Raw genomic sequence first — 15216 nt, forward strand, 5'->3', positions numbered from 1 at the left:
CGGACGGTTGGTCCATCGGTATTCAGTTACGTGTCCCGCCAAATCGGCGTTGCCCTTCATATGGACCCGACAACTCTCCTATGGTACCGGGTCGTGGCCCCCTGGGCGAAACGGATGACACCGACAAATACGCTTTAGACCCAGCCAACTCCCCTTAAACAGCCCGTATTTTTCAACCGCTTCAAGGGTGTATTGAGAGCACGAGGGGGTGTATCGGCAGGTTGGCGGGACCCACTTGGTCGTGCGCTGATAAAGCCGAATTAAGAAGACTCCGATACTTCGTCCCATCGTCGATTCAATTGGACCAAAAGTCCTGCGATCTCCTCGCTCACCTCAGTCAGCGAGGCCTTGTCAGCAGCCGCCAGTCCGATGACAATCAAGTCGATCCCCGGCCTGAGCGCGTCTTGATTGGCCCTCAGTGCTTCCTTTACTTTACGCTTGACTGAATTCCGCCGTGGCTTGCTCCCGATCACCTTCACGGTCGCAACGCCAATACGACCCCCACCTTCTAACGCAATGAAGCGGCAAAAGCGTCCAGAAACGCGTTTGCCGCTCTCAAAAATCTGATCGAACCGGTGCTTGGTCAGTCCGCGAAGGATGGTTCCCCCTCTTCTTAGTGGGCGATCTTGGCGCGACCCTTCAAGCGTCGTCGACGCAGAAGGTTCTGTCCGTCGTGCGTCTTCATCCGGATTCGGAAGCCGTGAGTCTTCTTTCGGTGTCGGTTGTTGGGTTGATATGTGCGCTTCATGGCTGGTCCAAACCTATAGCAGTTGCGAGAGGGGATTATACCGCGCTTTGCAAGAACGTGCATTAGGGCCGGGACTTGATTCGTCCGTTGCCAACCACTTGCCGACTACCTGCCGACCACTTGCCGACAACTTGCCAACCACCTGCCAACCAATTGCCGACTACCTGCCGACAACTTGCCAACCACCTGCCAACCAATTGCCGACAACCTGCCGACCACTTGCCAACCACCTGCCGACAACTTGCCAACTACTTGCCAACCACTTGCCAACGCCCCCCAAGGTATCCTCCCCCACTGATGAAAAAGGCGCTGATCGTTTGGGGCGGATGGGATGGACACGAGCCGGAAAAAGTGGCTCATTTTTTTGAGGGGATCCTCAAGGACGAGGGTTTCGAGGTCGAAGTTTCGACCACGCTCGACTCCTTCCTCGACGAAGAAAAGCTCAACCGTCTGAGCCTGATCGTCCCCATCGTCACCATGTCGAAGATCAGCTGGGAGCAGGTCCAGCCCGTGCTCAAGGCCGTCGGCGACCACGGCGTCGGTATGGCGGGATGCCACGGCGGCATGTGCGACGCCTTCCGTGAATCCACCGAATGGCAATTTCTCACTGGGGGACAATGGGTCGCCCACCCCGGCAACGATGGCGTCCGCTACGAGATGAAGATCGACCGCAGCAACCCCCACGAAATCACCGACGGCCTGCCCGATTTCGAGGTCGTCTCCGAGCAGTACTACCTCCACGTCGATCCCGGCGTGAACGTGCTGGCTTACACGGAATTCCCTCTGCCGGGAGTGGACGGCCCCCACGTCAAAAACAAATGCAAAATGCCCCAGGTTTGGACCAAGTGGTACGGCGAAGGCAAAGTCTTCTACAACGCTCTCGGACACCATTGCGACACCCTCGAAGCGGAAGTCCCCCGCGAACTCATGCGTCGCGGCTTCCTCTGGGCCGCAAAATAGAGAAGATGGCAAGCTTTTTGGACGTCCCACGATCGGGACCACTTAGTGTCGGAGGCATTTACAAAAGAGCTTCCCTGCATAAAAGATTTGGAGGAAATCCAAACACTGGCATTGTTCCGTCAAAGATTGAGCCTGCTATTTTGCTTTTTCACACACATGAGCCAGGGAATCAGTTTTACGGGGATCGCTTTGACCAAGATGGCACCTACCACTTCTCAGGGAAAGGGGCAGAAGGCGATATGCGATGGAACAGTGAGAACAGGTCCATCCGAGATCATGCAAGAGAAATGCGAGCCTTGCTCATGTTCGAGCGCTATCAGCGCAAGGGTGGCTATTGGCAGTTCTTAGGGCAAATGATCTGCGTGGGCAACACGATTGAAGAGATTCCCGACAAGAACGGTAAGCCAAGGATGGCTATCCTATTTCAGTTGCTGCCAATAGATGAACCCCTTCAGAAGCAAGACGAACTTGCCCAGAACATGACTGTGAGAGAGCTCCGCAAGCTTGCATACGAGTCCTCCAACATAGTCATCAAGACTGGACAAAGCATGCAGACTTATTTTCAAAGAGAGAATGCCATAAGGCAATATGCACTTGAAAGAGCTGCAGGCATCTGTGAGGCCTGCAACCAACCTGCTCCATTCACAAGCGTACAGGGCTATCCCTTCCTTGAAGTACACCATCTTAGCAACCTTGCTGATGGAGGACCAGATGTTCCAGACGGAGTAGCGGCAGTTTGTCCGAACTGTCACAGGCGCTGTCATTACGGTCAAGATGCCACTGAATACAATTCAAAGTTAGTAGAAAAAATCACGGCTAAGGAGCACTCATTGTCAGATGCTTAGACACCTGACTGAGTCCCTCACCCCAAAACGCTCTGCGTCGTCTTAAAGTGCAGCATGGACTGATGAGAAAACCCCTCCCTCGTCAACTCCGAAGGATTGATGAGGGAGGGGCAGGGGTGGGAGAAAGCATTCCCTCCCCTCCATCTTGACGAAGTCGAAATGAAAGGATTGGTGAGGGTGGCAGGGGTGGGAGAAAAGCATACCCCCTTCCATCTTGACGAAGTCGAAATGGAGGGGAGGGTTAGGGTGGGGAGGTCCCAGAACCCCCTCGCCCTGCGAAGCGAGAGAGAGGGGGCAGGGGGAGAGGGTCAGCGCCGACGAAGTCGGAGAAGATCGCCGATAGCCGATAGCTGATCGCCATCCCAACTTTGCGCCTTTGCGAGAAATTAATCCGTCTCCCCTCACCCTGCGAACCGGAGTCAGGGTCAATTCCGACGAAGTCGGAGAAGATAGCCGATCGCTGATAGCTGATAGCTGATCGCCGATAGCCGATCGCCAGCTGATCGCCATCCTCACCCCAAAACACTCTGCGTCGTCTTAAAGTGCAGCTTCGCCACATTCCCCAGCGCATCCCGACCGTGCTTCGCCACAAACCGCTTCCCCGCCTCAATCACACCTTGCGACGCCCCCTTGGGGATGTCCGTGCCAAAATCCTGGGCAAGCCGCCTCATCCGATGCAGAAACTCCGCCCGGGCCAAAATTGAAGCCGCCGCAACCGCAATATCCGACTCTGCCCGGACCACCGACTCCAGTTGCACCTTCAGCCCCTTCTTCGCCAAAAGCGACTTGATATAGGAAGAATCGCCAAATCGATCAGAAATCGCCAACTCGGCGGGCTGCTTGGCAAGAACGTTTTCGATCGCCTGAGCATGCCCCCAACTCAAAAGCCGATTCAAATTCTGGATCCGCTCATACAGCTCGTTGTACTTTGCCGGACCGATTGCCACCACCGCATAAGGGCACGTGCGCTTGATCGTGTCGGCAAGTTTGAGAATCACGGGGTCCGTGATCTTCTTAGAATCTTTCACGCCATCAAGCTCGGCAAGATGCTCCGGTCCAACGTAACAGGCAGCAATCACCAGCGGCCCAAAATAGTCGCCCTTTCCGCTCTCATCAACCCCGATATGCCCGTCGTCCATGCCGGTGCGAAGTGTACCGGTGCAAAGGCAGTCGTGGCATGCGAGAGGGCAACGCTGCGTCGTTGGCGTCGCAGAAATCCCCTAGTAAATTAGTTCTCAGACGCTCTCTCACTTGACGGGAGAGTGGCAAGGCGGAGAAAGCATTCCCTCCCCTAGTAAATTAGTTCTCAGACGCTCTCTCACTTGACGGGAGAGTGGCAGGGCGGAGAAAGCATTCCCTCCCCTCCATCTTGACGAAGTCGAAATGGAAGGATTGGTGAGGGTGGCAGAGGTGGAGAAATGTATTCCCTCCCCTCCATCTTGACGAAGTCGAAATGGAGGGGAGGGTTAGGGTGGGGAGGTCCCAGAACCTCCTCGCCCTGCGAAGCGAGGGAGAGGGGGCAGGGGGAGAGGGTCAGCTCCGACGAAGTCGGAGAAGATCGCCGATAGCTGATTGCTGATCGCCAGTCCACCTTTGCGCCTTTGCGAGAAACAAATCCGGTTGCCCTCTCCCTGCGAACCGGGAACCAGGGTCAGCTCCGACGAAGTCGGAGAAGATGGCCGATAGCCGATAGCTGATCGCTGATAGTTGATCGCCGACCACTCCCCCTACTGCCCACCACCACCGCCGGTGGAACCCTTCTTATCATCCCCACCACCGTACATCTTATTAATCTCATCCTCCCGCTTCTTCGCCTCAGCCAGAGTCGGGCAATTCATCATCTTCCGATGCCAGTCAGCAACCTCCTCATCGACCGTGGCAAGCGTAAACTTGCTGCCATCGGCGCTCGTGTACTGCGTCGCAAACCTTTGCGGCAGCTTCCCATGATCAAGGTAGCGATCCTCCGAAGCCGCCGCAAGCCAAATCGCCTTCTTGTTCCCCTTGCTGATCGCCAACACGCAAAGCTCGTGCGCCAGCAGATAGTCGTTCTGGCGTGGAGCGTGCTGCAAAATCATCGCCGCATGATAGAAGTCGTTCCCCGTCACAAACACACCCTCTTTGTACATCTCCCTCACACGAGCAAGCCGAGCTTTGTCCCGAGTTGCCACCACATCCCAATCCAACTTGCCGTCCTTGGGTGATCGGTCCGCCTGATCCTCTTTGTACATTGTCGCCAGCTCTTCGTTGTCCGGCGGAGCAGCCTGGGCAGGCGCATCCTGGCCAAAATAGCTCGTGGTGGCAAGGGTCAAAACAACACCGGCGATAAAGCAGGAGACCGATTTCATAACGACTTACTTTACGCGATATCTCAGAGAAATGTTTCTATTTTTGGGACAGTCACAAGTAATTTTTATTGCTCCCGCCCCTCAACTGCAAGTCCAACGCTAAGCCCACCCCCCATCTTTTGTTTCAATCCTATTCACGCCCTGCTCCGAATCTAAGGCTCTGCCACCCCTCCCTCAAACAATCTTTCGATGTTTCAAGCGCCGCTTGCCAGGTCCCACAGAGCCCGAATGCCAGGTTCAAAACGGCTGTATAATTCAATCAATCATGTCGAATGCGAATGGCCAGTTGACCCCGAAAGCGAAGACCTGGAGAGAAAAGGTCGGGCTTGCCGAGATGCTAAAAGGCGGCGTTATCATGGACGTCACCAACGCCGATCAGGCAAAGATCGCCGAAGATGCCGGGGCTGTCGCGGTCATGGCGCTCGAAAGAGTCCCTGCCGATATCCGCCGTGACGGCGGTGTGGCCCGCATGAGCGACCCCGAGATGATCCTCGAAATCAAAGGATGCGTCTCCATCCCAGTCATGGCCAAATGCCGGATCGGACACTTCGTCGAAGCCGAAATCCTCCAAGCCCTTGAGGTCGATTTCGTCGACGAATCCGAAGTCCTCACCCCCGCCGACGAGGAGCACCACGTCGACAAGCACGCATTCACCGTCCCCTTCGTTTGCGGAGCAAGAAACCTCGGAGAGGCCCTCCGCCGCTGCGGCGAAGGCGCGGCGATGATCCGCACCAAAGGCGAAGCCGGCACCGGCGACGTCGTTGAAGCCGTTCGCCACATGCGCACGATCATGTCGGAGATTCGCAAAGTCCAAAACGCCCGCGAAGACGAGCTTTATCTGCTGGCAAAAGAGCTTCAAGCCCCGCTTGAACTTGTCCAGCACGTCCACGAAACCGGCAAACTCCCCGTCCCCAACTTCTCCGCCGGTGGCCTCGCCACCCCCGCCGACGCCGCGCTCATGATGAAGCTCGGAGCAGAAACAGTCTTTGTCGGCAGCGGCATCTTCAAGTCCGGAGACCCCGCTCGCCGAGCCCGCGCCATCGTCGAGTCAGTGCTGTTCTACAAGGACGCCAAAAAGCTCGCCGAAATTAGCCGAAACCTCGGCGAACCGATGGTCGGCATCAACATCAGCTCGCTTGACGAGAAAGAGCTGATCGCCGGTCGCGGCTGGTAAGCGGCTAGAGCATTCTCAAAGGCAAGCAGGGCTGCGTCTTAAGTAGCCCTTTGCCACGAAGGCTGTCAAAGCTACCTCCTGCTTAAGCCCCACAATTGTTACAACAGTCGGGCAAAACAACCTGCTAAATATTTGCACTACACTTATGCCAAAAAGCGTTTATAATGCGATTCGATGATCACGTGTCCGCAGTGCAAGAACTCGCTTCCCGATTGGGCTCAATCATGCCAGTTCTGCGGGTCGCCCTTAACCAACGTTCCCCGGCCTAAGGTTGAAAAGGAACGTCGCACGAACCTTGGCGCGATACCCAAGTGGATATGGGCGCTTTACTACACCGTCTGTATTTATTGGCTTGTTGAAGGCACGTTCGACATCCTTACTTCCTTCCATGTCATCCAGTTTGGGTCAGAAAAGGTAGAGGCCGTCGATCCGTTCGGCATCATTGCTGGCGGCATCAGCGTGATCTGTGGGCTAGGCCTCATCATTAGACTTGAGTTCATTCGAGGAATCGTAAACTTCGTTTGCTTCCTAAATATTCTCTCCGGGCTTCTGGGAGGCTGGGCAGGTCTTATGCTTATGGCAGTGAACGGCATGTACGGATCAATCATCCTCATCCTGAATGCACTCCAGGTCATAACGAGCGCACTGATGATCTGGCTTATTGGCGAGACGGATCGGGCAAGCTACTAAGTCAAGGAGTTTTATGGCTGCCTGCCCCCAATGTCAAAAGTCGATTCCTGACTGGTCGGAAGTCTGCCAGTTCTGCGGCGCAAAGGTCGTCATCAGCAACAAAGCCGCAACCACAAATCCACATGCCCGAAGCAAGCTTGGCGTCCCCAAAAAGGTGATGGCTATTCACATGCTGGGGGCTGCCTTTTGGATGCTCGACGGTATCCGCTACACCCTCAACATCATGGGTTTCCCAAATATCGGGAGTACAAAGATGTTTGCTGGGATGTTCCTTTTTGTTGGATTGGCAGCCGCGACCCTGGTCGTAGGCTTCCTGCTCCTAGTAAAGGTAAAAGTCGCTCAAAGAGCCGTCAAGACCATCGCTTGGATCAACATTGTCCTTGGCATCCTCACGTTCATCAATCCCGCTCTCTTCGCCGTCTGGACCTGGTGGATCATCCTCAACTTGGTCTTTACGGTCCTGCAGATCGTCATTGGCGGCTACATGATCTACGCGCAAGGCGTTATTGATCTATACGACGACTAACACTGCCCGAGTGAACACATCGTCATTGTTTCGGCGGCCGAGGCGGGTAGAACGCCGCCACATCGCCCTTGCGCATGCCAGTCCCGTCCTCGGCTCCGCTGTCCGGTGCGCCGTTATCATCGGCAAGGTCCTCGCCTACACTGTAAACCAGAACCTCCGCTCCGCGCACCTTGTACCGCATCTCCCCTCCGCCAAACGGATCTTTAAAAGTAACCCCCGCCTCCTTGAGCGTCTGAGGGAAGCGTCCGTGCGCCGCCTTGTAGGCGACAACTTTGCAAAGACCGAGATGGCTGAGGCGATTCGCCTCTGCCCGCGTAGTCGCAAACCCAAACCGACTCGTGTCGGGAATAAGAAACATCGCCACTTTGGCGCTCGTGCTCTTCTCGGCCTCGAACTTCTTGGTAAGCGCGTCTATGTCCTTGAAAACTTTGACGAGATCGTCGGGGTTCGCTCGTAGAATCGCCATCGCTTTGGCCCAATACTCCAACACACGTGATAAATGCACCCGGTCAATGAGGCCCGGCGGCAAACCATCCCGCCGAAGTTTGTCAACCGGCACTTGTGGAGATCGCCAGTTATTGCCGGGGTTCTTCTCAGTGTCCGTCAGCGCCTTAAATCCACCATAGAGGTCAAGATTTCTCACAATCGCGACGGTCATATAGCATTCGTTGCGGAACACCTCTTCAAACTGGAAAGCAAGCTTCTTCCCGAGAACCTCCTTCTCAATCCGTGAGAGAATCGCAGGGTTGCGGGCAGAAAGGTTGATGACTTTGTTCACCCCGCTGAGCGTGATCGCATCGAGTGCAATCCCCACAAGAACACCAATCATTGTGTGGTCACTCGCCAAAAGCATCGACACCTTCCGGCAGGCCACAAGGTCGTCGACAGCTTTACCAAAATCCCCCTGCTCGGCCGAATACTGAGCGCTCACACTGAGCATCCAAAGGAGGTCTTTGATGGAGCGGTATTCAGGAAACTCGAGCATGACCCCCTGATCCCAATCGCGCCCCCAATCAAGGCCCGTTCTCTCAGAGGCTTTTCTAAGCAGATCGAGCGCGGACGCCGCTCGCTTAATGTAAGCCTTCGCTGCCGCCTTCTCTTGCGCATTCCCTCGCGTATTCTTGCGAAAATCTGTGCTCGTCATTGGCGGTGTAACTTTCTCAAGAGCCACCGCCGCGCTTCTAAACAGCGGTACCGCATTGTCGGCCTCGCGAATCTTTAAGGTCGATACAAGCTCCTCTTGTGTAAGGGGCAAGCCCACCTTCCGAGCATCGGCGATAGCCTCGTTCACATCGGACCCTTCGCCAACGATAAGCCCCTTCGCCGCAGAGTAAACACCCCACGCCCCAATCCCGAAAAGAGCCACTCCCGCAACCAAGCACCCGATCCGCGCCTTTGTCATTCTGCGAGCATACACCGGCTTACTTCGCCAAAGGAAACAGCACAACAAAAAAGCCCCGCGAACGCATCCGCGAGGCTATCTGTGTGACTACTGCAAGTAATCGTCAAAGTTCGCCGCTGTCACAGCGGACAATAGGCAACGATATCTTCGACTCGGCTGTTAGGCGTAGATATAACCCCGCCATGATCCACCAAGTCTGACCCGACACTGTACACCATGACCGCTCCATCCTTTTGTATATATCGGAGCGGTTTCTTGGCGAACGGGTCAACAAACTCTGCATTGACCTCACTCAAAGTTTTGGGAAGCTTCCCAGTTTCCTTCTTGCTCTGCATCACGCGATAAAGCGCAAGGTGGCATAGTCTTGTCGCCTGACTCTGAATCGCATACGTAGCTGATCTGTCGAAAATCTGCAACCTCACGGTTCCCAATCCAGAATACAAACCGCTCTTGTTGCGATACTCTCCCGACTGCTTCTGTACGGCTTCATAGAAAGTCGGCAAGTCCGGCTCAACTTCCTTGAAGCGTTCAGCGATGTCTGCCCAAAAATAAATGGTAGTGGCAAAGGCGGCCTGACCAGACTTTGACTTCGGAATGCCGTGTCGTTGTAAATCGGAATACAAGATCGACTTGGCAGCTTTCCCTTCAGCGCGCTCCATATCTCGACTTAGCCAAAGGTGCCCATTTCTTGCTTCAACGATGCCCAGATAGCATTCCGTCTGCATAAATCGATGAAGGTCATACTTAGGCTCTTCCGAAAGCAGATCCTGCTCAACCCTAGCCATGAGGGCGGCATCATTGCGTATGAAAGCCAACAGATCACCGCTCCTTCTCCATACAGACTGGTGCAAGCCCTGTGCAGAGCTGAAAGCTTGTGCAGAGCCATCTTGCGCCAGCAGGTTGGCAACTGCCTGCACACACTTCAGGTCTGCTATGGCCTGATCGAATCGCCCAGCCTCGGCCGACAAGATAGTGGAATACGCCAGCATCCCTGCGACCCTTTGCGTCGTGCGGCCAGGCCAACCTGAAAGAGCATTTTTGGCATCCCAGTCTTGCTCCCAAACCAGCCCTTTCTTCTTCGCCCCTTCACGCAAATGCTCAAAAGCAGGCTCAAGCCCCTGGAGAATCTGCTTTGTCCGCACGCGCTCCTCAGGCGTACCCTTGACTAAGAGATACACCCGTTCCATTTCGGGGGACCATATCTTCGTCGCCTCAGCCTCCGCAAGGAGAAAGTCTGCGGCTGCATTCTCTCCCGAAGGCACCGTCAGAGAAGCCATAAGCTCATCCTGTGTGAGCGGCAATTCGTGCATCCTTGCCACCTTCACGGCGACGTCTGCCTTGTTGTGAAACTCACCCCAAAGCCCCAATGGGATGATCTGATAAGCAACATAGCCGGTCACACCCAAAATGGATGCACCGGCTACGAGCCAAATCTTAGTCTTCGTCGTCATGCGCCAGCCTCGCCATCCTTACGGCAGCTTAGCCTAGCTCGTTTCAACTACTTCAAGCGGTCGGCTGTCTTCGTCGACTCCCAAGGAAAGTCGGCGTGCCCGAAGTGCCCGTTCTTCGCGGTAGGCAAGTACTTCGTGTTGCGCAGATCAAGCTCGTCGACAATCCCCTTCGGCGAGAGATCATAGTTCGCACGAATGCGCTCGGCAATCTCGCTCTCCGAAATAGTCTCCGTACCAAAAGTATCCACGTTGATCGCAACCGGCTGGGGAACCCCGATGGCATAAGCCAACTGCACAACGCACCGGTCCGCAAGCCCCGCCGCAACGATCTGCTTTGCAAGGAACCGTGCCATATAGGTCGCCGACCTGTCCACCTTCGTCGGGTCCTTGCCGCTGAATGCGCCGCCGCCATGGGCGCACATGCCACCATACGTGTCCACGATGATCTTTCTGCCCGTCACACCCGTGTCGCCCTGAGGTCCGCCAATGATGAACTGCCCCGTCGGGTTGATGTGGTAAATGATATCGCCCTTGACGTAATCCTTATAATTGTCCAAAACCGGGCGGACGATCTCGTTGTGAACGATGTCCTGCACCTGGTCCTGACAGACGTCCGGCGAGTGCTGCTGCGAGAAGACGATCGTGTTGATTCGGTTGGGGCTGCCGTCCTCGTTGTACTCTACCGACACCTGACTCTTCGCATCCGGTCGGAGCACCTTGCTGTCGAGGATGGTCCTCACCTCAACCGACCGCCGGGTAAGCGCGTGAGCGATAGAGATCGGCAGTGGCATCAGTTCGGGCGTCTCCCTCGTCGCCATCCCAAACATCATCCCCTGGTCACCGGCTCCGCCCGTGTCCACACCCATCGCAATGTCGCTCGATTGCTCTTGAATCGCAACCAAAACGCCACAGGTGTTGCCGTCAAAACCAAAATCGGTGTGCGTGTAGCCGGCGCTCGTAATCGTGTCCCGCACGACCTTGGTGACGTCGACATAGCCCTCAGTCCGCACCTCGCCCGCAACGACTGCAACGCCTCGGGTCAGAAGCGTTTCAACCGCAACGCGAGAGTTTTTGTCCTGCTCAAGGAAAGCGTCAAGAAGAGCGTCCGAAATCTGGTCTGCCAGCTTGTCTGGGTGCCCCGCGCTGACGCTCTCAGAAGTAAAAATCTTCATAGTTCAGGCACAAAGGGTACCCGCTCAGTCGCACTCCGCCAGAGCAGTTCGGCCCTAGTTCAAAGCCGCTTCAATCGCGAAGGCCTCAAAACTGGTCCGTCAAGAACATCTGAGGAGTCTGTGGAGAGCGCCAACCCATAAACAAAAGGTCCTCCTCCTCTTGGCTCCGGTCGATGCCCAGATGGTCCGCCATCGAGCGCAGACCATACCAGTGCGAACCCGCCGAGATCGGCCACGATTCCGGCGCGCCAGCATCCACCGCTTCACGCACCACATTGCCCTCTTGGCAAACATATCCCTGTCCCGCTTCCGCGCACAATCGGAAGTTCCACCGCCAATACTCCCACCGCTTCTCAGGCCGCCTCAATCTTGCCGGATGTCCCTGCGCCCAACGATTGTAATAAATCCCTACATCGTCGTAAGTGCAGATCAAGTCTTCGTTCTCGCCCATCCCCGCCAAGGGAGCCTTGATAACCCGGTCGATCACCTGAAACCCGGCTCGCTCATAGAGATTGGCCTGCTTCGCAAAAAGGTAAGCCGCCGTTTCTCCCCGGTCGTTGGAGGTCTTCACGACATGTTTGAGCAGATCAAGTGCATACCCCTTGCCGCGCAGATTGACATCGGTAGCCACTCCCGCAATCCCAATCGCCTTGCCCCACCCAAACTCAAGCGGGACCGTGGTCAAAATGGACCGCATCTTCCCACCCTCAAATAGCGCCCATTTGCGGTTGAGATCGAAAAGTGGTTCCTTAAAGAAAACGGCCTGCGCCCGCGAATAGTCCAACTCAAACACGAGGCAGAGCAGTTTCAGGAAAGATTCCGCTTCGTCTTTTCGTATGGTTCGAATCGATCTCATTGTTCTAAGTAGCTTTACGAACGCCCGATCCGAATGCGCACCATGACGTTGTTTTCGACGGAGAGACGTATGCCATCCGGCAGCACCAATTTTGTGCGAATCTCGGTGGTTTTGGAAAGACCATCAAGCCGGATCGGATCGGTCGAGATCGTCGAAATGTCGATGATGTCCTTCCGATCCCCCTGAACCACCACGGACGCAGGCTCAATCGTGATCGACTGCACCGTGTAGCCAAACTTGGGCTGCCCCGTAAAGTTAGGAGAGATCAAAATGTCCCGTTTCGGAAGCCCTTGCCCCGCCGAAACCGTCACCGTAATGTTGTGCGGCCTTGCCTCCACCCTTGGAAGCACCTTGCCCGTCGCGTCCACAATCTCCACAGGGAGCGTAAACGAACCACCCGCGATAACATCGTTCGGCTTGAGAATCACCCGAATCCCTGCAATCTTTTGAATCTCGCTTGACGGACCGCGAATGGTCACCATCTCGGCGTGAGCCTTTGCTCCATTCGTGTCGTAACCGTCCGGCCAAATCACACTGACCGCACGGGGCTGTTCAATAATCCGCTCAATCACCACCGGCGCAGTGCGATCCCACTGCCAGTCCAAGTCCTTAATCTCTGTGGGGCGAATGAGGCCGACGTTGTACTCCTTGTCGCCCGGTTCGGCGCTCTCCAGGTCAACATAAGCGCGAAGCTTGAGGTTGTTCAAGTTCAACCGCTCCATCACCTCAAACGGGGCTCTGATCGTCACGTTGATCGTATCCGGCTTGCTCACGACCTCCAGGTCAGGTGGCAAGCCTGTAACCACGAGCGGCACCTGACGAGTATTCGTATCCTTGGGTACGTCAAGGCTGTTGACAAACAGGAACACCACCACGCCAGCGATGAGGGAAACGACCTTAAGACCGAAGTTATGGGACAGTGACACTTTGATCACGGGTCTTCTCCTTACGCCTCTGATGGCGTTCTTTGCGCGATGTCGATTTCTCTTCGTCGTCTCGAAGCAAGTGGTTTAGACGATCCCGAAGCTCCTGCACACTCACCGTCGAAAGCTGTCCTTCACGAACAAGGCTGATCGTTCCCCGCTCTTCACTCACAACGATGACGATACAGTCGTGGTGGTCCGATGCCCCCACCGCCGCGCGGTGCCGCATGTGAAGATTCGGACTGAGCTTTCGGTCGCTAAGGGGCAGACGACAAGCTGCCGCAACGATCCGGTCGCCACGTATGACCACCGCACCGTCATGCAAGGGGTTCGCGCCATAAAAGATCGAACCCAGCAACGCCGCCGAAATCGACGAGCCCAGCTTGACTCCGTTGGCGATGATGTCGTCAAGCTCTGCTCCACGCTCGATGACGATCAATGCCCCCGTACGTGAGTCGGCAAGCTCGGCACACGCCGCAACCAACTCCTCGATGGTCTGCGCTCGCAAGGGAGAATCCACACCCTCAAACCCGACAATCCGCTCAATCCGCTGAGAGAACAGTCCAAACTTGCCCATCCCCTCCAAAGCCTGCCGAAGCTCGGGCAAAAGCAGAATCGCCAAAGCCACCGGCGCCATCAACGTCGCCTTTTCCAAGATCCAGTGCAGAGAGTTGAGGCCCAGCGCTTTGCTCACAAACAGCAGCAACAAGAAACCGACGATCCCCATTACAACCCGCCACGCTCGCGTTCCCCGAATCATCGAAAGGATCTTATAAACGAGCATCGCGACGACGAGGATATCGATAACGCTCACCAGCGTTTCGGTCGAAAATTCCCTCAATGACGTCAACGGACGGAAAATATCTTGCAAAAAAGTGCCTCGAGTTGGTGCCTCTGCCTATTTTAACGCTCTGACAGGTTCAGTGTGTCCGAAAGGCCTTCGGCTTTTTAGAATAAAATCAAAGCGCTCTCAATTGTGGGGACGATGGCGTCTTTCCCTGCGTTTCCGAACGCTTCTGAGAAACGATGAAAAGGCCATGTCAGACCCATTGCAAAGATCGATCCAACAAATCCGTACCGAGATAGACGTCATCGACGCCGATCTCGTTCGCCTTCTAAGTCGCCGTGCCGAATGCGCCATCGAGATTGGACTCGTCAAAGGACGTGACTCGCAGCCCTTCTTCAATCCCGAACGTGAACGCCAAATCTACGAAGAGCTAAAGCGCATCAATCCTGGCCCGCTGACCCATCCCCAACTCGTTGGAATCTTCCGCGAGATCATCAGCGCCGCCCGTGCCGCCGAGAAGCCGCTCGGCATCGCCTACTGGGGGCCAGAAGGAACCTTCTCCCACGTCGCGGCGATGCAGGCCTTCGGCGTCAGTTCAAACTACCATCCCGTCGAATCCATCCACGACGTGTTCATGGCTGTCGAACACGGACAGGCAAACTACGGTGTCGTCCCCGTCGAGAACTCTGTCGCCGGTGTCGTGCCCGAAACGCTCGACATGTTCCCCCAAACCAACGTCCGTATCTGCGCCGAGATGTTCACACCTGTTCACCACCACCTCCTCAGCGTCGCACCAACCCTCAAAGAGGTGAAGCGGGTGTACTCGGGCCCGCAGCCATCGGGGCAGTGCCGCAGCTGGCTCCGTACGAATCTCCCAGGAGTGGAAGTTCTTGAAGTTGTCCCAACCGCCACCGCAGTCATCAAGGCCCAAAAGGACCCCGAAGGAGCCGCCATCGGAAACCACGTAGCCGCAGAGATGTACGGTTTGCCCATCCTCGTCGAGCACATCGAGGACAACCCGCAAAACCGAACTCGCTTTCTCATCATCGGCTTCAACGAACCGGCAAAGACAGGCCGAGACAAAACGTCAATGATGTTCAACCTTCGCAACAAGCCCGGCGAGCTTTACCGCGCCCTCGGCGTATTCGTCGCCCACGAAGTGAACCTACAGATGATCGAATCACGCCCCGCACAAAGGGCCTCCTTCGAATACATGTTCTTCATCGACTGCGAAGGCCACCAACAAGACCCCGGACTACAAAAAGTGATTGAAGCGCTAAAGGCAGGAATCACGCTTGAGACAACCGTACTCGGCAGCTATCCCGCCGCCGAATAGG

General features: G+C 55.7%; 16 protein-coding genes. 6 read left to right on the forward strand and 10 right to left on the reverse strand.

Features of this window, described 5'->3' with window-relative positions:
* Nucleotides 1-78: 78 nt before the first annotated feature.
* Together yidD and rpmH are read right to left on the reverse strand one after the other, a co-directional pair.
* A complete protein-coding gene (gene yidD / locus KF784_03045) occupies nt 79-288 on the reverse strand; it encodes a membrane protein insertion efficiency factor YidD (GenBank protein MBX3118014.1) in 210 nt (69 codons plus the stop codon).
* A 325-nt stretch (nt 289-613) separates the two neighbouring features.
* Nucleotides 614-748, reverse strand: coding sequence for a 50S ribosomal protein L34 (gene rpmH / locus KF784_03050; GenBank protein MBX3118015.1), 135 nt, complete (start codon nt 746-748; stop codon nt 614-616).
* Nucleotides 749-1045: 297 nt separating this feature from the next.
* On the opposite strand from rpmH, the gene KF784_03055 reads away from it, so the two are divergent.
* Nucleotides 1046-1708, forward strand: coding sequence for a ThuA domain-containing protein (locus tag KF784_03055; protein ID MBX3118016.1), 663 nt, complete (start codon nt 1046-1048; stop codon nt 1706-1708).
* Nucleotides 1709-1713: 5 nt separating this feature from the next.
* A complete protein-coding gene (locus KF784_03060; GenBank protein MBX3118017.1) occupies nt 1714-2553 on the forward strand; it encodes an HNH endonuclease in 840 nt (279 codons plus the stop codon).
* Nucleotides 2554-3065: 512 nt separating this feature from the next.
* Here the strand turns inward: KF784_03060 and rnhC are convergent.
* Nucleotides 3066-3692 (reverse strand): ribonuclease HIII, encoded by a 627-nt coding sequence (gene rnhC / locus KF784_03065; GenBank protein MBX3118018.1) that lies wholly within the window; start codon nt 3690-3692, stop codon nt 3066-3068.
* A 588-nt stretch (nt 3693-4280) separates the two neighbouring features.
* Nucleotides 4281-4898 carry a hypothetical protein gene (locus KF784_03070; GenBank protein ID MBX3118019.1) on the reverse strand — a complete coding sequence of 206 codons (618 nt, stop codon included), beginning with the start codon at nt 4896-4898 and terminating at the stop codon, nt 4281-4283.
* 265 nt (nt 4899-5163) lie between these two features.
* Between KF784_03070 and pdxS the strand changes: the two genes are divergently transcribed.
* From pdxS to KF784_03085, 3 genes are all read left to right on the forward strand, one after another.
* Entirely contained in the window at nt 5164-6072 is a 909-nt protein-coding gene (gene pdxS / locus KF784_03075; protein ID MBX3118020.1) for a pyridoxal 5'-phosphate synthase lyase subunit PdxS, read from the forward strand.
* A 174-nt stretch (nt 6073-6246) separates the two neighbouring features.
* A complete protein-coding gene (locus tag KF784_03080; GenBank protein MBX3118021.1) occupies nt 6247-6762 on the forward strand; it encodes a hypothetical protein in 516 nt (171 codons plus the stop codon).
* A gap of 13 nt (nt 6763-6775) precedes the next feature.
* On the forward strand, nt 6776-7288 hold the full coding sequence (locus KF784_03085) for a hypothetical protein (protein ID MBX3118022.1): 513 nt from the start codon (nt 6776-6778) through the stop codon (nt 7286-7288).
* Between the two features lie 22 nt (nt 7289-7310).
* Here KF784_03085 and KF784_03090 read toward each other — a convergent pair whose 3' ends face one another.
* From KF784_03090 to cdaA, 6 genes are all read right to left on the reverse strand, one after another.
* On the reverse strand, nt 7311-8690 hold the full coding sequence (locus tag KF784_03090) for a hypothetical protein (GenBank protein MBX3118023.1): 1380 nt from the start codon (nt 8688-8690) through the stop codon (nt 7311-7313).
* 119 nt (nt 8691-8809) lie between these two features.
* The gene (locus tag KF784_03095) at nt 8810-10141 is read right to left on the reverse strand and encodes a hypothetical protein (GenBank protein MBX3118024.1); all 1332 of its coding nucleotides are present in this window, start codon (nt 10139-10141) and stop codon (nt 8810-8812) included.
* A 47-nt stretch (nt 10142-10188) separates the two neighbouring features.
* Nucleotides 10189-11313 carry a methionine adenosyltransferase gene (gene metK / locus KF784_03100; GenBank protein MBX3118025.1) on the reverse strand — a complete coding sequence of 375 codons (1125 nt, stop codon included), beginning with the start codon at nt 11311-11313 and terminating at the stop codon, nt 10189-10191.
* Nucleotides 11314-11398: 85 nt separating this feature from the next.
* Nucleotides 11399-12169: a GNAT family N-acetyltransferase gene (locus KF784_03105; GenBank protein ID MBX3118026.1), complete on the reverse strand. Its 771-nt coding sequence runs from the start codon at nt 12167-12169 to the stop codon at nt 11399-11401.
* A 14-nt stretch (nt 12170-12183) separates the two neighbouring features.
* On the reverse strand, nt 12184-13104 hold the full coding sequence (locus tag KF784_03110; protein ID MBX3118027.1) for a hypothetical protein: 921 nt from the start codon (nt 13102-13104) through the stop codon (nt 12184-12186).
* Nucleotides 13079-13942: a diadenylate cyclase CdaA gene (gene cdaA, locus KF784_03115; GenBank protein ID MBX3118028.1), complete on the reverse strand. Its 864-nt coding sequence runs from the start codon at nt 13940-13942 to the stop codon at nt 13079-13081. Before cdaA ends, KF784_03110 begins: the two co-directional genes overlap by 26 nt.
* 187 nt (nt 13943-14129) lie before the next feature.
* Here cdaA and pheA point away from each other — a divergent pair, with 187 nt between their 5' ends.
* Nucleotides 14130-15215, forward strand: coding sequence for a prephenate dehydratase (pheA, locus tag KF784_03120; GenBank protein MBX3118029.1), 1086 nt, complete (start codon nt 14130-14132; stop codon nt 15213-15215).
* Nucleotide 15216: the final 1 nt, after the last annotated feature.

Source organism: Fimbriimonadaceae bacterium (genome assembly GCA_019638775.1).
In the GTDB taxonomy this organism is placed as follows: Bacteria; Armatimonadota; Fimbriimonadia; order Fimbriimonadales; family Fimbriimonadaceae; genus JAHBTD01.